This is a genomic window from Methylocystis sp. (assembly GCF_051061285.1).
In the GTDB taxonomy this organism is placed as follows: domain Bacteria; phylum Pseudomonadota; class Alphaproteobacteria; order Rhizobiales; family Beijerinckiaceae; genus Methylocystis.
Genome location: NZ_JBPFEA010000007.1, coordinates 16,770 through 41,589, shown reverse-complemented (window position 1 = coordinate 41,589; position 24,820 = coordinate 16,770). Strand labels below are relative to the sequence as shown.

Here is a 24,820-nt window from a genome sequence, read left to right as displayed (position 1 = left end):
CTCTCCCTCATGCTGAGAAGCGCCTGAAAGGCGCGTCTCGAAGCACGAGGGAGAGCCTATAAGGCGCGCATGAAGGTTTCCTCGTCCTTCGAGACGCGTGCGCCGCACGCTCCTTTAGGATGAGGAAATGTTCGAGACGCGTGCGCCGCACGTTCTTCAGGATGAGGAAACCTTCACCCGATCGCTCGTTGGAAATGACAGATAGGAAGCAAGGAGCAGCCATGCCGTCGAAAGTCAGAACCTGTATCGCCTTCAAGGATCAGGCGGAGGAAGCGGCGCGCTTCTATGTCTCGATCATTCCCGATTCCGTCTTCGAAGGCGCCTTCCGCCGCGAGCCGGACGGGCCGGCGCTGCTCGTCTCCTTCACCCTCGCCGGCGCGCCCTATCAGGCGCTGAACATGAGCCGCGAGACGATCCACAATGAAAACTTTTCGATCTCGGTGATGACCAAGGACCAGCGCGAGACCGACGCGCTATGGGAGAAGCTGCTCGAAGGCGGCGGCGCCGAGATCCAATGCAGCTGGCTGAAGGATCGCTTCGGCGTGCGCTGGCAGATCGTGCCGGAAGCCTTGCCGCGCATGTTCATGGATGAAGATCGCGCCGCCGCCGGCCGCGCCTTTCAGGCGATGCTCGGCATGGTGAAGATCGACATCGCCGCGCTCGAAGCGGCGTTTCGCGGCGATGCCGCTTAAGCCGAGCGCGGCGAATGAAACGCGCCCACCGGGGCGCTTCGCGATCATGTGAGCCTGCGACCGACTCACTTATGTCTTAGCGTCGCCTTAAGCCGGGCGCGCGATTGGCGCGGCGTCGCTTTTGGCGGCGACGGCGTTCCACTCCTTTTCCCAGAAGTCGGCGACGCCGAAGCGCGCAATGACCGCGCCTTTGTCGTCAAGAACGATCACCTCGTCGAAATCGACGACGTCGAGCGCCTTGGGACTGGAGAGCTCCATCTCGAAGAAGCGGCTGACTTCGGCGATGACGCTCGCCGCATCGGATGATTCCCGCTCATATTCACGCAGCGGCTTCAACTTGACGTGGCCGCCTTCGGTCTCAATGAATTTGACTTCACGAACGCGATAGATCGCCATTGTCTTACCCTCGCTCGCGCTGGGCGCATCTGTGTGAAATTGGTTGCGCAAGCGGCGCGTCAAGAGGGCAGCAAAAGCGTCGCTGTCGGTTGGAAACATGCGAGCAAAGCTGTCATTTCCAACGCGCGGCTAAGCATTGTCATTCCCGACGCGCGCGCAGTGCGCGATCGGGAATCCAGAAATGCCGATCATTCGCGAATTTGCTCTGGATTCCCGATCAGTCGGCCTGTCGGGAATGACGCTGGAAAGCGTACACTCCACTCGCTCCCTCATGCTGAGGAGGCGCCGAAGGCGCCGTCTCGAAGCATGCGCGGCGGCGCGTACGCTCCTCAGAATAAGAAAACGCCTCCGAACTTTTGGTGTCATTCCCGACGCGCGCATCGGGCGCGATCGGGAATCCAGAAAAACCGATCATTCGCGAATTTGCTCTGGATTCTCGATCAGGCCTTCGGCCTGTCGCAAATGACACTGGAGAGTGCCGTCCCAACTCGCGCCCTCATGCTGAGGAGGCGCCGAAGGCGCCGTCTCGAAGCATGCGCCGCGGCGCGTACACTCCTCAGAATAAGAAAACGCCTGCGAACCTTTGATGTCATTCCCGACGCGCGCGCAGCGCGCGATCGGGAATCCAGAAATGCCGAACATTCGCGAATTTGCTCTGGATTCCCGATCAGGCCTTCGGCCTGTCGGGAATGACAGCGGCGAGCGCCAATCTATTCGCCGACGAACCTCATGGCGGGAAGGAGACGATCGCCCAACGCACAAAGCACGGCAAACCCTTCACATACGGTGCGCCAAGCGAAGAGGAATATTTGGAGGCTCTTGCGGCGTCGAAGCCGTAGGAAGGGCGTGGCGTTAATTGGGCCCTTTAGCCGTGAATGCGGGCTCTTGTGAGCGCGAATTTCAGAATGGATCAAAGTTTGCGCCAGGCATCGCGTGTTATGCCTACGATCTGCGTTAGGGCGAAGAACACTCCAAGAGGTATGATCACGGGAACGAAGAACACAATTCTGCCCAAGGCGCTTCTGGGGGAAAACGACCCGGAATTTGAAAGGAAGTCATCGGTCACAAAGAATGAAACCCACGTGAAGGCAGCGAATGATAAAAAAAATATCGATGCGACCCACCCTCGAAAAAATTTGAGCGCATCATACAATGCGAGTGAGACTTTTCGGAAGTTGCATGAGAACATCATCAGCGCGCAAATCGTAATTATCGCCACGTAATTCAGAAATGCGGCCCCAATTAAGAATCTGCGCCATGGATAATCAGTGGCAGCGATCTTCGGGGCTAAAATTTCGTTGATCCTCAGCAGGGGCGGCCAACGCCCGACATCCTCCCAGAATGGCAGCGCAAAAATAAATATGAGTGCGGGAACTCCGAGCGTCAGGTAGAAAAAAGCCCACAGATCCCCTGTGTTGCTTTTGTTTCCCGACGTTTCGTTGTTCGGGTCGGTCATTGTCTAATTTCCTTATTGAAACGCTTGGCGTAAGGTCGACTGCATACGAACTATTACAACTCATGTGCGCGGATCGGTGGCATAGGACCATCTAAGTTCATGTGGCTCCACTCGTCTATCGTCGCTCTTTTCAAGCGCGGCGGGAGCGCCCCCCATTCTATGTCGAGAGGCGACCGGTCCCAGGCTTGCCTCTTGACATCCCTGGAATAAATTCCTATCCTCCGCTCGCCTTCGTCAAGCGAGGGCGCGGCTCAGGGTCGAGCGGCGCCGGCGAGGGACGGATCCGGCGGGACGAACGACCCTCGTTCCCTGGTCCGGCGGCGCGTCGCCGGTCTGGGCTTCTCTCCTTTGCGCGGAGACGCATGAGAACTTCGATAAGCGCAAGCTTACCGAAACTCATGTGCAGGCTTTGAAAGCCCGGACCATAATATCCGAGGATGGCGCAGGCGTCGGTTACCCGAACGATGGGGAGCGGCTCCCTCAGCCCGGAGGCGGCGAGACGACGCGATCCGTGTCCGGGAGAAACCGGCCGTCGAAGACACTTCTTTGCGCTGCGGCCAGCGATGGCCGGGGCGTCCCGGACCGCTCGCCCCCCCCGCGCCTTACCGGCGGCGGGACATTTTCGCGCGCCCACTGCTTGGCGCGCTTTATCAGCGCATTTTCAGCAGCGACATGGCGATGTCGCCGCGCAACGATCGTCTCCCTGTCGGGCCTCGTCGCCTTCGCATCAGTAATACCGCACGCGTGCGACAATGCGCCCTACGGCGCATCGTATTTCATGGCGAGATTTCTGCTTTGCAAAGTCTTTGGCAAGATAACGGGCTCAGCCGCCGCTTAGAATAACTCCGGTGAGCTTACATTATGGTCCGGATTGCCCCTTAAACGACGAACTATGTCTGAGTTCAGACAAAAGGAGCAAAATCAGTGGCTAATGTGACATTCTCATCACCAGTACTTGCGCGCGACATTACTGTCTATGCGATCGCCGGAGACCGCGGCACGATTCTGGCCGTGGCCAAGGCCCATAAAATCCCCATTCCCTTCGACTGTCAGGACGGCGAATGCGGCTCCTGCCTCGTCGAGGTCACGCATCTCAGCCGCAACCCCAAATACGGAATCGCGCTGACCGAGAAGGAAAAGGAGATGTTGCGCCAGCTCGGCAAGATCACCAAAGCCGAGATCGAGGCCGCCGAAGTCAACGACATGCCGCCGCGCTATCGCCTGGCGTGCCAATGTTTCGTGCGCAACGAGGACATCCTCGTCAAATTCGAAGGCGATCAAACGCTGCCCGCGCAAGGCGCCCATATCACCCATGCCGCAAAACGCTTCACCGGCGGCATCGAGATTTCCACGGTGTATGAATTCATGGGTTACGCCGTGAAGGTCGAAGAGGACGCGGCGATACATTTCGATGAACTCGCCGGCATGATGGAAAGCTGCGGCAACGCGGAAGTCGCCAAATTGTTTCGACAGCTCGCCGGCTTTTCACGCCTGCATCTCGCCGAGGCCAAGAAGCGCGCGGGATCGATCGATCTGACCGCGGTCATTCCGCCCGATTACGTGTGGCCAAATCATGCGACCCCGGAACGCACTGAAATTTGGGCCGCCGATCCAACGCTGTCGCGGCTCGACGGATTGAAGGCCGCGCTGCAAGGCGAACGCCGAGGCTATGAGTTTTATCGGGCCGTCGCCGCCAAAACCAAGTCGCCGGAGATCGAAGCGATGGCGAAGGAATTCGTCAAGGAAGAGGCCGAGCATGTCAAAATTCTTGAAGCCTGGATCACGCGCGAAGAATGGACCATAAAGAACCCGCCAAGCGTCAACGCTTGAGCGAGGAGCCTAATCGGCTTGAGGCGGTGGCGGCCTTTTTGGCCGCCGCTCGCTTTAAAATCTAAGCTCGGCGAGCTGAGGGTGGGACATGGAATCGGTCGAGGAATTTCTCGCTTATGCAATCCATCTCGAATTCGAGGCGGCGAACCGCTACGGGCAACTGGCCGACGCCATGGAGTCAGGCGGCAATTATGAAGTCGGCAAACTGTTTCGTCGATTGGCGGACTATTCCCGACTGCATTTGGCCGAGGCGCAGGCCCGCGGCGGCTTTCGTGAATTGCCAAAGATGAAGCCGGATGAATTCGTCTGGCCTGGACTGGAGAGCCCAGAGATGGCGGCGATTTGGGCCGCAGATCCGTTCATTGGACGCGAACAGGCGCTTGAGATCGCGCTCGACGCCGAGACCGCGGGCCTCAAATATTACCAGCACGTTCTCGACACGACGTCCGACCCCGAGATCAAGACGCTGGCCAAGGAATTTGTCGCGGAAGAGCTTAGTCACGTCACTGAACTGAATAAGTGGATCGCCGCGAACAAGGCTGGGAAAATTCTGACCGTCGATCCTTGAGGTCATCGTTTCGGCATCAGCACACTTGCGCCACCACCATGGCGACGTCGTCCGTTGCGGGCGCCTCGCCCCGGAAGGCGCGCACGTCGGCGAGCACCGCCTTGATGAGGTCGCGCGGCGCAAGGCGGCGATGCTGCATGAACGCGGCGGACAGACGTTCGAGTCCAAAGAAGTCGCCCTGGCGGTTTTGCGCCTCGGTGATTCCATCGGTGTAGAACAGCAGCTTGTCGCCCGCAGCGAGTTCGAGGCTCCCCTCCTTGAAATCGACCGCGCGCATGACGCCGAGCACCAGGCCGTCGGCGTCGAGCTGCACGCACACCGCGCCGTCCGCGCGCAGCAGCAACGGCGGATTTTGGCCGGCGTTGGCGTATTGCAGCGTGCGCGTCTGCGGCAGGAAGCGGCAATAGAACATGGTGATGAAGAGGTCCGCAGCGGTCAGGTCCTCGTGCAGGAGCTCATTGAGGTCGCGCAACAGCTCCGCCGGCCCGCTCAAAGCGTTGGTCGCCTTTCGCGTTTCGGCGCGCAGCGTGCTGCGCACTTCGGTCATGATCAGCGCGGCGCCGACGCTATGGCCGGAAACGTCGGCGATGACGATGTCGATCACGCCGGAATTTTCGAAATAGTCGAAATAATCGCCGCCGACATGCGTCGCCGGCACGCAGATTCCGGCGATCTCCATATGCGGGGTGCGCAGCGGCGCGTTCGGCAGCAGCGACAGCTGGATCTGCTTGGCGATTTCGAGTTCGTGGCGATTCTCTTCGACGCGCCGCCGGTCGGAAATATCGGCGTGAACGCTGACGAAATGGGTGATGCGCCCCGCCTCATTGGCGACCGGCGAGATGGAGAGCTCGTCCCAGAAGGAGACGCCGTCCTTGCGGTAGAATTTCACCACCACCTGGCAGCTGGTGCGATGCACGATCGCGTTGCGGATCTTTTCAAGCGCCGCAGGATCCGTCTCCGGCCCGCGCAACAGATGCAAGCTGTGCCCGAGCAGCTCTTCGCGGGTGAAGCCGGTGATCCGGCTCAGCGCCGGATTGACGTAGATGTTGGGAACGCGGGGCGCCTGCGCGTCCCAGACCGCAATGCCGATCGGGACCGCTTCGATGGCGCGATTGCGCACGCGCAGCGCGTCTTCGAACGTCTTGCGCGAGGTGATGTCGTGATCGACGCCGCGCCATTTTACCAATCGGCCGGCTTCGTCGAAGATCGGCGCGCCGGTCGACTCGGTGAAGACGTCGCCGTCGTTCTTGTGCCGATAGTGATTGACGACGCGATGGAAGGCCCGGCGCAGCGCGATCGGACTCGGCGCCGTGTTAAGAGCGACGTCTTCGGCGCTCTCCTTGGCGAAGAGATCGACATAGGTCTTGCCGACTACCTCTTCGGGCGTCATGCCGAGCACGTCCTCGACGGCGCTGCTGCTATAAGTGTAGCGGCCGTCCTTGTCCTGCTCCCACAGCCAATCGCCGGCCATGTCGGCGATCTGCCGGAAACGCTGTTCGCTCTCGAACAGCGCCTCCTTGTCGCGCTTCTGTTCGGTGATATCCTGCTGAATGGCGAGATAATGGGTGATCTCGCCGTTCGCGTTGCGCAGCGGCGTGATGATCTCGGAGGCCCAATAGAGCTTGCCGTCCTTTCTCTTGTCCTGGATCTGTCCGCGCCATTCGACGCCGGCGCGAATGCTCTCCCAAAGCCGCCGATATTGATCGCCCTCGGTCCGCTTCGATTGAAGCATCCGCGGATTCCGGCCGATGAGTTCATGCGGCGGATAGCCGGTCAGGCTGGCGAAGCGGCTGTTCACATATTCAATTTCGCCATCATTATTGGTGATCATCACCGCGATCGGACTTTGTTCGACGGCGGCGGAGAGCGTCAGCAGCCGGTCTTCGGCGCGTTTCAGCCGGGTCAGATCATGGGTCACGCCGACGAAGTAGCGCGTGCCGTCGAGCCAGATTTCGCCGATCGAGAGATACATCGGGAAGGTCGTGCCGTTCTTGCGCCGCCCGACGACCTCGCGGCCGACGCCGATGATTTTCTTGACGCCGGTTTCCCTATAGGCGGAGAGATAGCCGTCATGCGCCTCGCGATAAGGCGAAGGCATCAGCAGCTTGACGTTTCTTCCGAGCGCTTCCTCGGCGCGGTAGCCGAACAGCTTCTCCGCGCCTCTGCTGAAGAGCAATATGTCGCCGGCCTCGTTGATCACGACCAGACCGTCGACCATGCCGCCGAAGATGGTTTCAAGCTTTTTCGTCGTCTCGACGAGCGCATCGGGCTCATTCGGGCCGTCTTTAGAACGAAGTTTGAGCAACGATCCGCCGTCGCCATTGCCGGAAAGCGCGTCGATCTCGCAGCGAACGTCAAGCGTTCGTCCATCCTTGCGCCGAATGCGCAGGGACAGCCGCTCGCGGGCGCGCGGCGACGGCGACGGAGGCTCGCAATCATCGGCGTCTGGCGCGAGAAGCCGCGGAAAGAAAGGCTGGCCGCGGAGCTCCCTTTCGCAATAGCCCGTGAGACGTTCGGCGGCTCGGTTCATCGATCGCAGGGCGCCTGACCCCTCGAGGATACAAAGAGCCTCATCGAAAGCGTCGAGAATGGCGCGATCGGCCGCGACCGTTTCCATGCGCTACGAAGCTCCTGCTTCCGAGGACGCGCGGCTTGGCTTTCGCGCCCTGTCCGCGTCCCCTGCCGAGCGGCTGCGATAAGCGGCGTCGCACGCGTCGACCAGGGCGTTCAGCTCGGCGACGAAGGCTGCGAAGGGCGTCAGCGTCGTTAAAAGCGAAGCCTCGAGTTTGAACGCCAGCCGCTCAAGCCCGGCGAGACGAAACTCCAGGCCGACATTTCGAAACAAGGCCCGCGCGTCGGCGATTCCGTTCAGCAACTGCATGGACGCGATGCGCGCGGACGCATCCCGCATTCGCGCGTCGAGCGCGGCCTGCAACTGCTGCTCCCAGAGGTCTCTTGGCTTCACCTCCGCGAGAAGGGCGGTAAGCTTCTGCAATCCAAACAGATTGGCGGCCTTATCAAAATACGCGCCGGCGACCCGCATGTCCTCTCCCGATTCGCGGGTAAGCGCGACGAGGAAAGGAAAATTCCGCAGCCGATCGAAATAGGGCGCCGCCACAGACTGGTCATCCTGCGCGTCGCTCACACCCACGCGTTCACGATAGGCGCGCAGATCTGAACGCCAGCGCTCGATGTCTTCGTCGTCGGGGCTCAGCCGACGCCCACGTCGCATGGCCCAGTGGCACATATACGCCAAAGCCCCTTCGAGCTGGAGGATCAGCCCGTACTGACGCGCGGCGTCCAGTTCGCGGCTTTCGCGAAAACTGGCGCGCCATCGATCGCCCTCGAAGATTCGATCGAAGGAAAGATAGAGCTTGACGGCATAGCTGAGCAGAGTTGGGACCAATCCCTCGCCCAGCAGCAGGAAGCAAACTCCCGCCTGATCGACGACCTTGTTGCAGATCATCGTGACGGCGATTTCCCGCGCGAGTGAATGACTCCTGATTCGCTCCGAAAAATGAGACCGCAAATATTCTGGGAAATAGCTCGCCAGAAATTCATACGACCAGGAACCCTGCAGAAACGCCTCGTCTTCCAGCAGCCTCTGCTTCAGCGCCAGCTTCGAACTGGCCATCAGCAAGGCGAGCTCCGGTCGCGTCAGCTCTTTCGTCTCGCGCGCGGAGACATCCTTTCGTGTCGGGAAGGCCTCGGCCGCAGGATTGATATAGCCGGCGTTTTCAAGTTGCTCCGCGAGGTCCATGAAGGGATCGAGATTGATGCGGCACCGCGCCCGATCCAATGACAGGCAAAGACTCTGTTGGTCATTGTCCTGCAATACGGACGCGCAAACCTCGTCGGTGAGGGATTCGAGCAAGCGATTGGGATCTTCGACGTCTGGCGCGTTTTGGTCCGGCCGCATGTGCAGCAGAGTCTTCAAATTGACTTCGTGATCGGAGAGATCAACGCCGGCCGAATTATCGACCGCGTCGGTATTAATCCGGCCGCCTCTCAGGGCGTATTCAATACGCCCCCGCTGCGTAAAGGCGAGGTTGGCGCCTTCGCCAACCACCTTGGCGCGAAGCTGCAGCGCATCGACGCGCGCGCCGTCGTTGACGCGATCGCCGACGCTCTCATTCGTCTCCGAACTCGCCTTGACATAAGTGCCGACCCCGCCCATCCACAACAGATCCACAGGCGCGATCAAGAGCCAGCGGACCAGCGCTTCGCCGTCGATCGCGCTATGCCGCACGCCCAGCCATGCGCGCACTTCCGGGCTTAGCGGGATATCCTTGGCGTCGCGCCGATAGACGCCTCCGCCTTGTGAGAGCAGCGCCGGGTCGTAGTCGCGCCACGTCGACTGCGGCAGTTGGAACAGACGGCGTCGCTCGGCGAAGGAAATGAGCGGATCCGGGTTGGGGTCGATGAAGATGTACTGACCGTCGAACGCGCCGAGCAGCCGAATGTTCGGCGTGTGCAGCATGCCGTTGCCGAAGACGTCGCCATCCATAGAGCCGACTCCGACGACCGCAATCGGCTCCGCATCGACGTTGCGACCGAGTTCATGGAAGTGCCGTCTTACACAGACCCAGGCGCCGCGCGCAGTAATGCCCAGTCGCTTATGATGATAGCCATGTGCGCCGCCGCTCGCGAAGGCGTCGCCGAGCCAGAAGCCGTAGGACTTCGAAATCTCATTCGCGACGTCAGCCCAGGTGGCGGTGCCTTTGTCGGCTGCAACGACGAGATATGGGTCGGGGCCGTCATAAGCGACGAGCGCCGGCGGCCGGACGATCTGTGAATCCTTTAGATTGTCGGTGAGATCGAGAAGCCCCCGCAGGAACTGCGAATATGCCTCCTTCCCGAGGCGCTGCCGCTGCGTGGCGTCTTCAAAGGGAAGCTTCAGAACAAAGCCGCCCTTGGCGCCCTGCGGCACAATGAGGGCGTTCTTGATCATCTGGGTCTGCATCAGCGCCAGGACTTCGCCGCGAAAGTCCTCAGGCCGGTCCGACCAGCGTATGCCGCCGCGTGCGACTTTCGCGCCCCGCAGATGGACGCCTTCCATTGAAGGTGAATGAACGTAGATCTCCGCCATAGGCTTTGGAGCGGGCATGTTGAACACGCCGAGACTGCTGATCTTTAGAGCAATGAACTTCCGCGCCCAATCGTCGCAAAAATAGAAGTTGGTGCGCACCGTCGCGTCAATGAGATTGAAGAGGTCGCGAAGAATGCGATCGTCGCCACCGTCCGTGACCTTGTCCAATACGTCGACAAGCTGAGCCCTGATCGGCGTGAGCGACTCCAACTCGATCTCAAAGGAGTCGCGCCCGCCGCGATCCGGTTCGAACCGCGCTTCGAAGTAACGATAGAGGAGTTGGACGACCGCCGGACTGCGCAAAAGCGCGCGATAGATGCGGGTGCGCTCGATCCGGAGGCCGAGTTGCTGATAGTAGTTGCTATAGGCGCGAAAGAGATCGATCTGCCGCCAGTCAAGCTCGGTGACCAAGACCAGCCCGTTCAAGGCGTCGCTCTCAACTTCGGCTGAGAGCACAGCTTTGAGCGCCTCCAACAGTCGACCGTGCGAGCGTGCGACGCTCGCGCCGCTGCGCATGGACGGTTCGACGATGAAGCTTCGAATGAAACGCGGCCCGATGCTGAGATTGAGCGCGAACTGAATTTGATCTGCGACGCGCAGTCCGAGGTTCTGCAGCATCGGCAGAAGTTCATCGAGCGCATGGTCTTTGGCGCCAATCAGACGAACTTCGTATCGGGCGACATCGGCTCCAGAGCCGCGCAGCGGACGCAATTCGACGATCTCGTGCTCGTTATTGGCCGCAATCAGCGCGAGATCGCGCGCGGCGCGCCGCGCCGGCACGAGATAGCGATAGGATTTGGGCAGCGCGTCAAGCGCCTCGCCGGAAAGATTCAGCCCAGAACGGCGACCGGCGCGGCGGAGGAAATCCCGCACCGCAGAATCCCAGTCCCCGACGCGGGGCGTCTCAGACGTCAATGTGTCTGGAGAGCGAAGCACGGGCAACCATCAGCTAGGCGATCTTCTTGCGCATTTCGAGAACATTGCCCGAATCCGTCTTGTGATATTGAACAGAGTCCATCACAGAGCGAATGAAGAATATGCCCCGGCCGCGTTCGCGAAGTTCATCGAACTCGGGCGTCGGCAGAGCAGCAAGGTCGAAACCTGTGCCGTGATCGAAAACCCGAACGGAAAGGTAAGCGTCCTTCACCGAAAAAGAGATCCGAACGGAGTCGGCCGAATTTGCCGCGGAGCTATATTGAATGGCGTTGGCGACGGCCTCGGTTAGCGCAAGATTGAGGTGAAAAGCTAGGGTGTCGCGTGTCTCCTCCGGAACGTCCAGCTCTTTCGCAAGCTGCTCGGCGATTGCGCCAACGAAACGCAGATATCGTGTCTGATTGGGAACGACGATGTCCAGATTGACGATTGTCTCGCACATCTCGATTCCCGCCCACCCCATTCGCGGACTCACGCGCTCAGCGCCAGCTGCAAGCTTGGATAAATATCGAAAACACGGTGCAGTCGCGTCAGTTCGAACATCGACCTGACGCGCGGCTGCAGACCCGCCAAAGCGAACCCGCTCGAGCGCAAACTCGCATTCTTGTAGCCGGAGAGCAGCGCCCCCAGCCCTGAGCTGTCGATGAATTGCACTCTCGCCAAATCGATAACAACGTTTTGAGCGCCGCCTTCGAGCGTCTTTAGCACCAAGTCCTTGAGTTCGCCGGAGTTGTGCGCATCGATGCGATCCTCCTGGACGCTCAGAACGGTTCGGTCGTCTCGCACTTCCTTCGCTACTCTCATTGTCTAGTCTCAGCTCGATTGATGGCCACAAAGGCCTCTTGGAATAGATATGTCTGCGGCGCCCGATTAACAGGGCTTAGCGCTGAGCTTGTGGCAGCGAACGCTACGACGATGGTTAATCAATCGAACGCCTGCGCCAGATCGGCGATAAGATCGTCCGGATGTTCGATGCCGATCGATGCGCGAACGAGCGAAGGCGTAATGCCGATTTCGCGGCGGGCCTCTTCGGTGAGCCCCGAATGCACGGTGGTCGTCGGATGACAAATCAACGATTCGGTGCCGCCGAGGCTGACGGCGAGCTTGAAGATCTGCAGCCGATTGAGGAAGGCGAAGGCTTCGGCTTGTCCGCCCACGACCTCAAAGGAAAAGGTGGAGCCGGCGGAACTCGACTGGCGCGCCATCAACAAGCGCTCGGGATGATCAGCCGGCAGCAGCGGCGGATAGTGAACGCGAGCCACCTTGGGATGACCGGCGAGAAAATCCGCGACGATCGCCGCGTTCTCCGCCGCCCGATTCATGCGCAAAGACAATGTCTCGAGCGAGCGGCCAAGCATCCAGCAGGAATGCGCGTCGAGCTGCGTGCCGATGGCGCTGCGCATCGCGCGAATGGTCTTCAGATGCGCGCAGGATCCGACGACCGCGCCGCCGATGAGATCGCTGTGCCCGCCGACATATTTCGTCAGCGAATAGAGCGACAAATCGGCGCCATGCCGGAGCGGCGACTGGAAAACCGGGCCGAGCAGCGTGTTGTCGCAGCAAATGACCGGCCTCGAGCCCTGTGTTTCCGCGACATCTTCGGCGATACGTCGCACCAGCGCGATATCAACCAGGCTGTTCATCGGATTGGACGGCGTCTCGATGAAGATCATCGCGATGCGTCCGACGTCCATCGCGCGCACGGCTGCGGCGCGGATAGTGTCTTCGTCGAGCCCGTTGGTGAAGCCAACGCCGGTCAATCCGAACGGCGCCAGCGTCTTGTCGATGAGAACTTCCGTGCCGCCATAGAGCGGACGGCTGCGCAGGATCGTTTCTCCTGGGCGCGCGAAGGCGAGAATCGTGGTGACAATCGCCGACATGCCGGAGGAAAAGACGAGACCGCATTCGGCGTGCTCGTAGATCGCCAGGCGGTCCTCGACGATCTCGAGATTGGGATGGTTGAACCGTGAATAGACCAGTCCGGATTCTTCGCCTTCCGGCGGCGCACGACGGCCGGCCATATAGTCGAAGAAGTCGCGCCCCTCTTCGGCCGTTCGAAACACGAAGGTCGACGTCAGAAATACCGGCGGCTTAACCGCGCCTTCCGACAGCGTCGGATCGTAGCCGTAGCCCAGCATGAGCGTTTCCGGCTGAAGCAAGCGGTTTCCGATGCTCGCTTTATGATAACGCGCGCTGTCCATTGTCATTTCCCCGAGTGTCGCCTGCTGAACAGGCGACGCCGCTACGGTAGACATAGTGCGTTAAAGCTTACTTGCTCGCGCCGCTGGAGCCTCGGACTCCGCCATCTCGGCCAGCGCCTCCAAAGCCGCGTCGATGTCGGCGGCCGTGTGATCCGCGCTGATCTGAAAGCGAATCTCCTCGTCGCCCCTCGGCACGACCGGATAGGTCAGTCCCGTAACCAGAACGCCTCGCCGCCGCAGATGCTCGACAAGCGCGACGGTGCGGGCGCTGTCGCGGGTCACGAGCGGCGCGACCGGATGCTCCCCGGGCAGCGTCTCGAAGCCAAGCCGGACGAGCCCCGCCTTGAAACGTGCGGTCATGGCGCGCAAATGCTCGAGCAGCGACAGGCCGTTCGGACTGTCCAGGATGTCGATCGCCTGATGCGCGGCGGCGGCTTCCGCCGGCGTGATGGGATTCGAATAGACGTAAAAGGGCGAGCGCTCGCGCAGGTAGCGGATGAGGATTTCGTCGCCGACGACATAGCCGCCATTGACGCCGAAGGCCTTGCCGAGCGTCGCCACGAGAATGTCGACCGGCGCGGACCGCGTATATTCCTCCGCGCCGCGACCAGTTGCGCCGAGCGCGCCGACGCCATGTGAATCGTCGACGACGACGATCGCGCCCTCCGCGAAGGCGTTATCGCGGCTGCGCGCCAACGTCATGATGCGGTCGAGCGGCGCGTGATCGCCGCGCATGCTGAATACGCCGTCGGTCACGATGATGGCGCGGGTGCATGATCTCGCGGTCTCGTCGAGACATCGCTCGAGTTCGCCCATATCGAGATGTTTGTAGATCCGCTTCTCCGTTGGCGCCGCAAGAGAGATCGCGTTGATGATGCAATTATGGTTGAGCGCGTCGCTAATGACGGCGGTCTTCTTGCTGACGAGCAGCGGAATGAGGCCCATGATCGCCGCATAGGCCGACGAAAAGATGATCGCCGACGGCCGCGAATGAAAGGCGGCGAGCCGACGCTCCAAGGCGACATGAGGCGACCAGGTTCCGCTGATAAAGCGCACCGCGCCGGGCCCGGCGCCATAGTTCGTCGCCGCCGCATCTTCGGCGTCGACGACCTCTTCGCGCAGCGACATGCCGAGATAATTGTTGGCGTTCATGCGCAGGTACGGCTTGTCGCCTTCGCTTTCGATGAGAAAGCGCGGACCGTAGCCGTCATGCGGCGCAATGACGCCGCAGAGCACGCTTTCCGCGGCCTTGAGCAGCCCGGCCTGCGAAAGCTCGCCGAGCTGCGCGGCGAGCGCCTTAGCCAAACCCTGCATTGGCATTGGGGACCTCGTCAGAATTCGGATCGTCAAATGGATCTGTCGCCGCGCCAAGACGCGCGAGCATATCCCGCGTCATGGCGGCGAGATCGAAGCACGGGGCAAACCCCCAATCTTCGCGCGCCGCATTGGCGTCAAGCGACTGCGGCCAGGAGTCGGCGATCGCTTGGCGTATCGGGTCAATGCGGTAATCCACGGCGAAGGAGGGCGCGTGTTTGCGAATTTCCGCGGCGATTTCGCCCGGCGTGACGCTCATGCCGGTGACGTTATATGCATTGCGAAACCGCAGGCGCCCGGGATCAGCCTCCATGAGTTCCATGATCGCGCGTGTTGCGTCCGGCATATACATCATGTCGAGACGGGTCTCTGCGGCGAGGAAGCATGAATAGCGCTTGCGCCGAACAGCCGCGCGAAACATTTCGACGGCGTAGTCCGTCGTGCCGCCGCCCGGCGGCGCCGCGGAAGAAACCAGACCCGGCAGGCGCAATCCGCGCGCGTCGACGCCAAAGCGCGTCGCGTAATAATCGCACAGCAATTCGCCGGCGACCTTGGTGACGCCGTAAATGGTCGTTGGCCGCTGAATCGTGACCTGTGGCGTGCCACGGCGCGGCGTTGACGGACCGAATGCCGCAATAGAGCTTGGGAAAAACACCTGGCAACCGAAGTGGCGCGCCGCCTCCAGCACATTATAGAGGCCGCTCATATTGACGCTCCAGGCGGCCTGCGGCCTGTCCTCAGCGACAGCCGAGAGCAGCGCTGCGAGGTGGTAGACGACGTCGATGTCGCGCCGCCGCATCAGATCGGCGACCGCTTCCGCCTGCGTACAGTCGAGGCGCTCATAAAGGTCGTCCAATGGCTGCGCCTCTGCGAGGTCTGAGGCGACGACGCGCGCCGCGCCATATCGCTTTCGCAGCGCCAGCGTCAGCTCAACGCCGATCTGGCCGCGGGCGCCCGTAACCAGGATGCGTCGCATGCGCCTCCGATACCGCGGCGCCTCCGCCCATGCGTCGGGCGCCCTACTCCTCAGTTATGGCTGCTTTCCGCTGCGCCAATAGGCGCGGCGCCCGTTTTTGGCGGTCGAACCGAAGCGGCGCGATCGACGCCAAGCGCCTGCAGGCTTGCGCCTAGTGAGCGCATCTCCACTTCCTCGTAGAGCGCGAGCTCATTGAAAACCGGCGCGCCGAGCGCGGCCTCGAAGGCGCCTCGGTCGGCGCGCTCAATCAATTCCTCTTCTCCCTGCTCCCCAAGATTCGAGCGAAAGATCCCTGCGGCGCTGACTGGCAGGAAATCCTCGTAAACGATCGGTTCGGCGCGCAGAGTTCCCGTCCGCAGAAGATCATCCAACGAGGGAGGAGACATCGGCTCCCTTCCTCTCCCGCTTGGATCGACCGAATAACGGAAGAAGGCGAGCTTTTCGCGCCGCAGCGTCTCATCATCGTCGGGAAACGCCGCGAAGCGCCGCGCCAGCTCTTCGTTAAAGGCGCGCGTATTGGCGCCGTCTGTCGCGAGCGGAACCGCGACCTGAGCTTCGGCGAGAAGCCTGTCGTAAAGCGCGCGGCCCTTCTGGGTCAGCGCCGCGCCTCTCTGCTCGATCTCGCCAAAACGCGCGGCATGGGCGCCCGTCACGCGCCGGCCGTCTTCCTCGATGAATTCGACAGGCTCGGGGCGCGCCTTGAAGCTCGTCTGCCGCAACAGGATCGGGCAGCGGCGACGCGGGGGGCCCTCGATAATCGCCTTCGGATTCATCCCGTGCGCCGCCATGGCGCTGTGCGCCGCGTCGATATCGAGCGCGTGCAAGGTGAGATGGTTGATGTGCGGCCCTTTGAAACAGACGATGTCGGCGAGCAGCGGATGCGTCGCATGCAGCGTCCGATAGACCGCCGATGAAACCGTCGCCTGCCCGTTCCAGCGAAAAATCCTCGCGGCCTCCAGGACAAATTCGCGCGCCTCTCCATCATCGAACCCACGTCTTTCGAAGCGATCGATCAGCGTTCGGCAGCGCGGCGTAAAAATGTCGCGCTGCGCCAGAACCTTGGCGGCGATCTCGCGCGCTTCTCGGTCAGGGATGAGATCAAGCCTGAGAAGCGAAGTGAAGATGCGAAAGGGATTAGCCCGCAATGCGCTCTCGCCAATTGGACGGAATGCCGTCGAATGCACCGGAATTCTGGCGATCGACAGATCATAATAGCCGACGGGCGCCATTCCCATGATCGCGAAGAGCCGGCGCAGCATCGACAATTCCTCGGCGGTTCCGACGCGAATCGCGCCATGGCGCTCAACGTCGAGTCGCTCGAGTTCGTCGTTTTCCGCCAGGCGCCGCTTGAGTTGCGGCTCGTCGGCGAGCGTCTGCCGGTTTACGTCGGCGACGAGCGCCTGCATCGCGCGATACTGCGGCGCTTCGGCCTGATACATGTCCGAGACCGCCGATGCGAACATCGTCCGAATCGAGTCGGCGGAAGCGTCATTCATTTTTTTGTGACCTTCGCTCCTCGGGTATTTAATCCATCAGCGGCGGAAATCATGAGCGTAGCGTCATGCGCTAAACGTCCAGATCGAATTTGACGCCCTGCGCTAGCGGCAGTTCGCCTGAATAGTTAATCGTGTTGGTGGCGCGGCGCATGTAGAACTTCCAGCAGTCCGACCCCGCTTCGCGGCCGCCGCCGGTGTCCTTCTCCCCGCCGAAGGCTCCGCCGATTTCGGCGCCGGAAGGTCCGATGTTCACATTTACGATGCCGCAATCCGACCCGTCGGCGGCCATGAAGCGCTCGGCTTCGTCCAGACGCGCGGTAAAGATCGATGACGCAAGGCCATGTGCGACATCGTTATTGAGCGCTATCGCTTCGTCGAGGCTGCGGAACTTCATCACATAGAGGATCGGCGCGAATGTTTCCCGCCGCACGACGTCCGTCTGCCCCGGCATTTCGACGAGGGCCGGGCGCACGTAGAACGCCTCGGGGAATGTCTCCGTCAGCACGCGCTCTCCGCCAAGGATTGCGCCCCCTGCTGCGCGCGCTTCGTCGAGCGCAGCGCGCATCGCCGCATAGGCGTTCTGATCGATGAGCGGGCCGACAAGCGCGGCGCCGTCTCGGGGATCGCCGACCGGAACCGTGGCGTAGGCGCGCCGCAAGCGGCCGAGAAGTTCGTCATAGACGTCTTCATGCACGATCAGCCGCCGCAGCGTCGTGCATCGCTGGCCCGCGGTGCCCATGGCCGCGAACGCGATTGCACGAACGGTCAGATCAAGCGGCGCAGAGGCGCAAACGACGGCGGCGTTGTTGCCGCCGAGTTCCAGAATAGACTTCGCGAAACGACCCGCGAGGCGCGGCGCGATGGCGCGCCCCATCGCCGTCGAACCCGTCGCGGAAACGAGTTGCACCCGCGCGTCTTCGACAAGCGCTTCACCGACATCGCGCCCGCCGACGAGTACGGTTGAAAGCCCCTCCGGCGCATCGCCGAAACGCGCGGCCGCGCGCTCGAACAGCGCTTGGGTCGCCAGCGCCACAAGCGGAGTCTTTTCAGAGGGCTTCCAAACCAGCGAATTCCCGCAGACCAGCGCAAGCGCCGCGTTCCAGGCCCAAACGGCGACCGGAAAGTTGAAGCTGGTGATGACTCCGACGACGCCGAGCGGTCGCCAGGTCTCCATCATCCGGTGGCCGCGGCGTTCGGTGGCGATGGTCAAGCCGTGAAGCTGACGCGAGAGGCCCACTGCGAAGTCGCAGATGTCGATCATCTCCTGGACTTCCCCGAGACCCTCCGTCGTGATCTTGCCCGCCTCGACCGTGACAAGATGCGCCAACTCGGTCTTGGCCGCCCTCAGCTCCTCGCCCAGCAGTCGCACGAACTCGCCCCGGCGGGGCGCCGGGACGTTGCGCCAGATGCGAAACGCCTTCGCGGCGCGGGCGATGGCGCCATGCGCGGCCGCCGACTCCACGCCGTCAACGCGCGCGATAATCTCGCCAGTAATCGGCGAGCGGACCGTCACCGAGCCGCGCTCAAACATCTGTGATTGGACCCCGAGCTTGCGCAGGTGGGCCGCGGCTTCCCCGGCGAGGCCAGGATCTAAAGCGCGCGCCTCCATTTCAACTCCCCATGTTCGCGGCGGCTGCGCGGCTGGCGCCGCGCCCAGCGTGTGCCCATGTAATGTAGTCAGCACATTGAACGTTCGCACGCATTTATCCAATGCGAATGCGCGCCAAAAGCTCTCGGATATGGACAACTCGGAGTTCAGAAACCCGCACGTCGCCAGAAACTACGACCCGCTGCCCGTCGTACTCACGCGGGGACAGGGCGCATATCTGTGGGATGTGGAAGGCCGGCGCTACATCGACATGATGAGCGCCTATTCAGCTGTCAGCCTGGGTCACGCGCATCCCCGAATCCTTGCAAAGCTCGCTGAGCAGGCGCAGCGGCTCGCGGTGCCGTCCCGCGCCTTTTACAATGACAAGCTCGCGCCCTTTCTCGAGGAACTCTGCAAACTGACGGGGCTCGACGTCGCTCTGCCGATGAACACCGGCGCGGAGGCGGTTGAGACGGCGATTAAGGCGGCGCGCCGCTGGGCCAATCACGTGAAGGGCGTCGCCAATCCCGAGATTATCGTCGCCGCGGGCAATTTCCATGGCCGCACCACCACGATCATCAGCTTCTCCTCGGAACGCGAGTATCGAGACGGGTTTGGTCCGTTCATGCCAGGCTTTCGCGCCGCGCCGTTTGGCGATCTCGCCGCCTTCGAAGCCGCCATCACCCCGCAGACCGCCGCCATTCTCGTCGAGCCGATCCAAGGCGAGGCGGGGATCATCGTGCCGCCGGACGGCTGGCTCACGGGACTGCGCCGACTGTGCGACGAACGCGGCGTTTTGCTGCTGCTGGACGAAATTCAATCGGGGTTGGGGCGCAGCGGCGCCTGGTTCGCCTTCGAGCATGAGAATGTCCTTCCCGATGGCGTGATGCTGGGAAAGGCGCTCGGCGGCGGCGTGCTGCCCGTCTCCGCCTTCGTGGCGAAACGCGGAGTGATGGATGTCTTCACGCCGGGCTCGCACGGATCGACCTTCGGCGGCAACGCTCTCGCCGCCGCCGTCGGTCTTGAAGCGCTGCATGTCATTCGCGACGAACGGCTGGTCGAACGCAGCCAAGCGCTTGGCGCGAGAATGCTGCAACGGCTGCACGCGATGCGCGCCCCGGCGATCAGCGAAGTTCGCGGGCGCGGCCTGTGGGCCGGCGTCGAAATAGACCCGCGCTACGCGAGCGCGCGAGAAATCTGCGAGGGCCTGCTCAAAAAGGGCGTGCTGACGACCGCGACGCATCACACGGTCGTGCGCTTGGCGCCGCCCTTCGTCATTTCGCAAGACGACCTCGATCTCGCGCTCGACGCCGTCGAGGAAGCGATCTCGAAATTTCACGCGCCGCGCAATCTCCGCGGCGCCGCCGACGTGGGCCATTCACTTGAAGCGTAGGCGCAGCGGCTAAGCGCGTAGGCGTTCGCCTTTCGGGTCATAGAATGGCGAAAGCGAGACGGTCGCCGGCCGGCGCTCGCCGGCGATTTCGAGTTGGTATTCGCCAGAGAGCACAAAAGCCGGATCGACGCCGTCGAGGTTGCGAACATAGCCATAACCGATCGCCTTGCCGATCGAATAGCCATAGCCGCCACTGGATAGCCATCCGACGCGCAGGCCGTTGCAAAAGATCGTTTCGCGCCCGAGCAGCGCGATCTCAGGATCGTCGACGGCGAAGCCGGCGAGAAGACGCGGCAAGGGCGCGCCCGCAGACTCAACGAGCGCGCCTCTTCCCTGAAAGGGCGCGCCGGACTTCATCTTGACGGCCCAGCCGAGACCCGCCATCGGCGGCGTGTGATCCGGACCGATATCCGAGCCCCAAGCGCGGTAACCCTTCTCCAAACGCAGGGATTCGATCGCTCGATAGCCGGCGTCGACGAGGCCAAACGGCGCGCCCGCGCCAACCAACGCGTCATAGACCGAGACAGCGAAATCGACAGGGATGTGAAGCTCCCAGCCGAGTTCGCCCACATAAGTGACGCGGATCGCCAGCACCGGCGCGCCGGCCAAGCGAATTTCGCGAGAAGTCATGAACGGGAATGCGGCATTCGAAAGATCGTCGTCGCAGCACGATTGCAGAATCTCTCGCGCGCGCGGACCCATCAGAGCCAGCACGGAATTCCCCGAGGTGACGTCGATGACTCGCGCGTCCATGCCCTCGGGAATCGATCGCCCGATCCAGTCGAAGTCGTGCGTGCCGAAGGCGGTCCCCGTCACGACATAGAAGCGGTCCTTCGCCAATCGCGTGATCGTCAGATCGCATTCAATGCCGCCCTTGTGGTTCAACAACTGCGTATAGGTGACGGCGCCCGGCGGCTTGGCGACATTGTTGGCGGCGATCCAGGACAGCGCCGCTTCGGCGTCTTTGCCGACAATGAGCGCCTTGGCGAAGCTGGTCTGATCGAAAAGCGCCGCCGCCTCCCGGCAGGCGCGATGCTCTCGTCCGACCGCATCGAACCAGCCGGGCCTGCCGAATGAATAGCGATCCCGCGGCGCTTCGCCCAGGCTCACATCCGCGAACCAATTGGGCCGTTCGAAGCCCATCTTTTCGCCTAAGCACGCGCCTTTCGCTTTGAGGCGGTCATAGAGCGGCGAACGCCGCAGCGGCCGGCCAGAGGTAAATTCTTCGAAGGGCCAGGCGATGCTGTAGTGGCGCGCATAGGCTTCGAGCGTCCGCACCCGCACCCAGGACGGGTCCCTGTGCGGCGCGCCGAAGCGGCGGATGTCGACCGGCCAGAGATCGAACGGCTGTTCGCCGTCCGCCGCCCATTCCGCCAGCGCCATGCCGGCGCCGCCCGCCGACGCGATGCCGAAAGCGTTAAAGCCGGCGCCGACGAAGAAATTGCGCACCTCCGGCGCTTCGCCGATCATCCAATTGCCGTCGGGCGTGAAGCTTTCGAGGCCGTTGATCATTTGCTTGACGCCGGCCTCGGCGAGCGCCGGCACGCGGCCGAGCGCGAGATCCATGATCGGCTCGAAATGATCCCAATCGTCTTCGAGAAGTCGAAAGGCGAAATCCTCTGGCACGGCGCCCGATGACCAGGGCACGGGGTTGGGCTCATAGCCGCCCATGACAAGTCCGCCGACCTCCTCCTTGTAATAGGTCAGCCGATCCGGATCGCGCAGCGTCGGCAGATCGCTCGTCACGCCGTTGATCTTTTCGGTCACGAGATATTGGTGATGCACCGCCGAGAGCGGAACGGCGACGCCGGCGCGGGCCGCGAGCGGCTGAGTCCAGAGGCCTGCGCAGAGCACGAGCTTCTCGCAGGCGATGGCCCCGCGATTCGTCACGACGCCGCGCACGCGATCGTTCTCGATGATGAAGTCCGTGACGGCGACGCCCTCGACGAGCTTTGCGCCCGCAAGCCGCGCGCCTTTCGCCAGCGCCTGGGTGATGTCCGAAGGATTCGCTTGTCCGTCGGTCGGCAGGAAAGCCGCGCCGATGACGTCGTCGACATTCATCAGCGGCCAGAGCGCCTGCGCCTCCTTGGCGCTCAGGAGCTGCATCTCCAGACCGAAGCTCCGCGCGGACGTCGCCTGACGTTTGACTTCTATCCATCGATCGGCGTTGCAGGCAAGACGCAACCCGCCATTGCGTCGCCAGCCGGTCGCATAGCCCGTCTCTGCTTCGAGCCGGTCGTAGAGCTCCACCGAATAGCCGAGGAGCTTGGTGATATTGGCGTTGGTCCGCAACTGACCGATCAGTCCCGCCGCATGCCAGGTCGAACCCGAGGACAGTTGATGTCGTTCAAGCAGCAGCGTCTCCACGCCGCGCTTGGCGAGGTGGTAAGCGACGGAGCAGCCAACGATGCCGCCGCCGACGACGACGATCTGGGCGCTTCGCGGCAGGTCCGTCATGCTCTTTCCATCTGCAGGAACGCCGCCCAGGCCTCATCGAAGCGCGTCAGATTTTGTTCTGAGTACGCGACGTAATCGAAATCGATCGACGACCGACTCTCCGAGACAAGGCTCCACAACGCTTCGCGCAACAGCGAGGCGCAAAGCATCGCCTTGAAGCGGCGCCGCAATGCATCGGTCGGCGCCGCCTCGAAATATTCCTCGAGCATCGCGTCGTCATCCGCGGCGTCAAAGCCATTGTTCGACGAGAGTCCGCCCAGATCAAACAGCGGCGTATTCCATCCGGCATAATCCCAGTCGACAAGCCAAAGCCGACGCCCGTCGTCGATGATATTCGCGGCAAGGAGATCATTATGACCGAAGACGAGGTCGATCGCGCCCGTCGCCTTTTCCAAAATCTCGCTCGCCGCGAGCAAGCGCGGCAATTTCGCCGACATCCGGCTTTTATCCTCGACAAGCGTATGGGCGTAGTCGCGAATGATATGGAAGACGTTGAACGCCAGCGTCGGCCCGCGCAAATGCCGTGCGATCTCGCGATGAACGCGCCTGACAAGATCGACGCAGCGTCTGCGGTTCGCCCGCATGTCTTCCGGCTCATAGGTGCGGCCCGAGATATATTCGAGCGCCATCGCCATCGGCGCGGCACACAGAACTTTCGGCGATATGCCGGCGGCGCCCGCGGCCCTGCTCGCCGCCAATTCGTTAAAGCGCATGACGCCATGAACGGGGATGTCGCCGCCAAGGCGAACGACGACGGATCGATCGCCATCCCTGACGATATAATTTTTGTTGGTGATGCCGCCGAGCAACGGCGCGATCTCGATCGGGCCGCGCCAGAGCGGAAGCGCGCGTATCAGAGTTTCTGGATCTGCGGTATGGGCTGACATCGGCTCCGGCGGGGCAATATAACAAACTCTGACTGAGCTAATATATGCGCCTGGCGCGCAAAGGCCATGGGCTATGAAGGGCCCTGGGGAAAACCTTATGCGCGGACGGTGACATGTCCGCTGGGGCGCCATAGCCTGTGAGAAGGTCTTTCGAGGTCTGGCCATGTATGCGACGACGATACGTGGAACGAGCTACAGGTTCCCAGACCTTAAAGCGCTGATGGCGAAGGCGACCCCATTGCGTTCCGGCGACTGCCTCGCCGGCATTGCGGCGGCCAGCGCCGCGGAGCGGGTCGCTGCGCAGATGGCCCTCGCTGATCTGCCCTTGAGCGTGTTTTTGAACGAAGCGCTCGTTCCCTATGAAGAGGACGAGGTCACGCGACTGATCCTCGACGGCCACGACCGAAACGCCTTTGCGCCGATCGCCTCGCTGACCGTCGGCGAATTTCGTGACTGGCTTCTCTCCGACGCCGTCGATGAGGACGCTCTCACAGCCTTGACCTTCGGACTGACGCCTGAAATGGCTGCGGCGGTCTCGAAGATCTGCCGCAACCAGGACCTGATTCTGATCGCCGCAAAGCGGCGCGTCGTCACGAACTTTCGCAATACGCTCGGCCTGCGCGGGCGGCTGTCGTCGCGCATTCAGCCAAACCATCCGACCGACGACGCGCGAGGCGTTCTCGCAAGCGCCATCGACGGGCTTCTGCTGGGCAATGGCGACGCGGTCATCGGCGTCAATCCGGCGTCCGACAGTCCGGAACAGTGTTACGAACTCCTGAGCCTTCTCGATGAATTGCGCGAGACGCTGAACATTCCGACGCAATCCTGCGTGCTCGCGCATGTCACGACGACGCTGCAGCTGATGGAGCGACGTGCGCCGGTCGATCTGGTGTTTCAATCGATCGCCGGCACGCAGGCCGCCAATTCAAGCTTCGGGATCGACCTCGCGGTGTTGCGCGAGTCGCGCGAAGCGGCGCTGGCGCTCAGGCGCGGAACGATCGGCGACAATGTCATGTATTTCGAAACCGGCCAGGGCAGCGCGCTTTCGGCCAACGCCCATTGGAATTGCGATCAGCAGACGCTGGAAGCCCGCGCCTATGGCGTCGCGCGGATGTTCGATCCTCTGCTGATCAACACCGTCGTCGGGTTCATCGGCCCTGAATATCTCTTCGACGGCAAGCAGATCACGCGGGCGGCGCTCGAAGACCATTTCTGCGGCAAGCTGCTTGGACTGCCGATGGGCTGCGACGTGTGTTACACGAACCACGCCGAAGCCGACCAGAACGATATGGATGATCTGCTGACGCTGCTCGCCGTCGCCGGCGTCAATTATGTCATGGGCGTGCCGGGCGCGGACGACGTGATGCTGAATTACCAGAGCACCTCCTATCATGACGTGCTTGCCGTTCGGCGTATGCTGAATCTGGCGCCCGCGCCGGAGTTTGCACAATGGCTTGCGGACGTCGGTTTGACGGACGCGCGTGGCGAATTGCAGCCGCCGGCGCTGCCTGCATCCTTTGCGCCGCTTCTCGAAAGAGCTTGAA

19 protein-coding genes are annotated in these 24,820 nt (G+C 62.1%); 6 read left to right on the top strand and 13 right to left on the bottom strand.

Annotated features, from left to right (window positions below; translation table 11 throughout):
* The first annotated feature begins 221 nt into the window (after positions 1–221).
* A complete protein-coding gene (locus ACR65T_RS02115; protein ID WP_434494937.1) occupies positions 222–692 on the top strand; it encodes a VOC family protein in 471 nt (156 codons plus the stop codon).
* An 87-nt stretch (positions 693–779) separates the two neighbouring features.
* On the opposite strand, the gene ACR65T_RS02110 is transcribed toward ACR65T_RS02115, so the two are convergent.
* Positions 780–1,088: a hypothetical protein gene (locus ACR65T_RS02110; protein WP_434494936.1), complete on the bottom strand. Its 309-nt coding sequence runs from the start codon at positions 1,086–1,088 to the stop codon at positions 780–782.
* Positions 1,089–1,738: 650 nt separating this feature from the next.
* On the opposite strand from ACR65T_RS02110, the gene ACR65T_RS02105 reads away from it, so the two are divergent.
* The gene (locus ACR65T_RS02105; RefSeq protein ID WP_434494935.1) at positions 1,739–1,927 is read left to right on the top strand and encodes a hypothetical protein; all 189 of its coding nucleotides are present in this window, start codon (positions 1,739–1,741) and stop codon (positions 1,925–1,927) included.
* Between the two features lie 71 nt (positions 1,928–1,998).
* On the opposite strand, the gene ACR65T_RS02100 is transcribed toward ACR65T_RS02105, so the two are convergent.
* Positions 1,999–2,544 carry a hypothetical protein gene (locus ACR65T_RS02100; protein ID WP_434494934.1) on the bottom strand — a complete coding sequence of 182 codons (546 nt, stop codon included), beginning with the start codon at positions 2,542–2,544 and terminating at the stop codon, positions 1,999–2,001.
* A gap of 924 nt (positions 2,545–3,468) precedes the next feature.
* Between ACR65T_RS02100 and ACR65T_RS02095 the strand changes: the two genes are divergently transcribed.
* Both ACR65T_RS02095 and ACR65T_RS02090 read left to right on the top strand, forming a co-directional pair.
* Positions 3,469–4,374, top strand: coding sequence for a ferritin family protein (locus ACR65T_RS02095; RefSeq protein ID WP_434494933.1), 906 nt, complete (start codon positions 3,469–3,471; stop codon positions 4,372–4,374).
* Positions 4,375–4,462: 88 nt separating this feature from the next.
* Positions 4,463–4,942: a ferritin-like domain-containing protein gene (locus tag ACR65T_RS02090; RefSeq protein WP_434494932.1), complete on the top strand. Its 480-nt coding sequence runs from the start codon at positions 4,463–4,465 to the stop codon at positions 4,940–4,942.
* Between the two features lie 16 nt (positions 4,943–4,958).
* Here the strand turns inward: ACR65T_RS02090 and ACR65T_RS02085 are convergent, their stop codons facing one another.
* The 9 genes from ACR65T_RS02085 to amaB form a co-directional block, all read right to left on the bottom strand.
* A complete protein-coding gene (locus tag ACR65T_RS02085; RefSeq protein WP_434494931.1) occupies positions 4,959–7,559 on the bottom strand; it encodes a PAS domain S-box protein in 2,601 nt (866 codons plus the stop codon).
* A gap of 3 nt (positions 7,560–7,562) precedes the next feature.
* Complete coding sequence (locus tag ACR65T_RS02080; protein WP_434494930.1) at positions 7,563–10,904, bottom strand: NAD-glutamate dehydrogenase domain-containing protein; 3,342 nt, start codon at positions 10,902–10,904, stop codon at positions 7,563–7,565.
* 76 nt (positions 10,905–10,980) lie between these two features.
* Positions 10,981–11,406, bottom strand: a complete 426-nt coding sequence (locus tag ACR65T_RS02075; RefSeq protein ID WP_434494929.1) for an ATP-binding protein — start codon at positions 11,404–11,406, stop codon at positions 10,981–10,983.
* 29 nt (positions 11,407–11,435) lie between these two features.
* A complete protein-coding gene (locus ACR65T_RS02070) occupies positions 11,436–11,768 on the bottom strand; it encodes an STAS domain-containing protein (RefSeq protein ID WP_434494928.1) in 333 nt (110 codons plus the stop codon).
* Positions 11,769–11,887: 119 nt separating this feature from the next.
* Entirely contained in the window at positions 11,888–13,165 is a 1,278-nt protein-coding gene (locus tag ACR65T_RS02065; protein WP_434494927.1) for a cystathionine gamma-synthase family protein, read from the bottom strand.
* 60 nt (positions 13,166–13,225) lie between these two features.
* Positions 13,226–14,479, bottom strand: coding sequence for an aminotransferase class I/II-fold pyridoxal phosphate-dependent enzyme (locus ACR65T_RS02060; RefSeq protein WP_434494926.1), 1,254 nt, complete (start codon positions 14,477–14,479; stop codon positions 13,226–13,228).
* Positions 14,463–15,455: an NAD-dependent epimerase/dehydratase family protein gene (locus ACR65T_RS02055; protein WP_434494925.1), complete on the bottom strand. Its 993-nt coding sequence runs from the start codon at positions 15,453–15,455 to the stop codon at positions 14,463–14,465. The genes ACR65T_RS02060 and ACR65T_RS02055 overlap by 17 nt, the downstream gene beginning before the upstream one ends.
* A 50-nt stretch (positions 15,456–15,505) precedes the next feature.
* On the bottom strand, positions 15,506–16,951 hold the full coding sequence (hglS, locus tag ACR65T_RS02050; protein ID WP_434494924.1) for a 2-oxoadipate dioxygenase/decarboxylase HglS: 1,446 nt from the start codon (positions 16,949–16,951) through the stop codon (positions 15,506–15,508).
* Between the two features lie 70 nt (positions 16,952–17,021).
* Positions 17,022–18,560, bottom strand: coding sequence for an L-piperidine-6-carboxylate dehydrogenase (gene amaB, locus ACR65T_RS02045; RefSeq protein WP_434494949.1), 1,539 nt, complete (start codon positions 18,558–18,560; stop codon positions 17,022–17,024).
* Between the two features lie 130 nt (positions 18,561–18,690).
* Between amaB and rocD the strand changes: the two genes are divergently transcribed.
* The gene (rocD, locus tag ACR65T_RS02040) at positions 18,691–19,932 is read left to right on the top strand and encodes an ornithine--oxo-acid transaminase (RefSeq protein ID WP_434494923.1); all 1,242 of its coding nucleotides are present in this window, start codon (positions 18,691–18,693) and stop codon (positions 19,930–19,932) included.
* A 9-nt stretch (positions 19,933–19,941) separates the two neighbouring features.
* Here rocD and ACR65T_RS02035 read toward each other — a convergent pair whose 3' ends face one another.
* A complete protein-coding gene (locus ACR65T_RS02035; protein WP_434494922.1) occupies positions 19,942–22,389 on the bottom strand; it encodes a GcvT family protein in 2,448 nt (815 codons plus the stop codon).
* The gene (locus ACR65T_RS02030; RefSeq protein WP_434494921.1) at positions 22,386–23,276 is read right to left on the bottom strand and encodes a phosphotransferase; all 891 of its coding nucleotides are present in this window, start codon (positions 23,274–23,276) and stop codon (positions 22,386–22,388) included. Before ACR65T_RS02030 ends, ACR65T_RS02035 begins: the two co-directional genes overlap by 4 nt.
* Before the next feature lie 163 nt (positions 23,277–23,439).
* On the opposite strand from ACR65T_RS02030, the gene ACR65T_RS02025 reads away from it, so the two are divergent.
* The gene (locus ACR65T_RS02025; RefSeq protein ID WP_434494920.1) at positions 23,440–24,819 is read left to right on the top strand and encodes an ethanolamine ammonia-lyase subunit EutB; all 1,380 of its coding nucleotides are present in this window, start codon (positions 23,440–23,442) and stop codon (positions 24,817–24,819) included.
* Position 24,820: the final 1 nt, after the last annotated feature.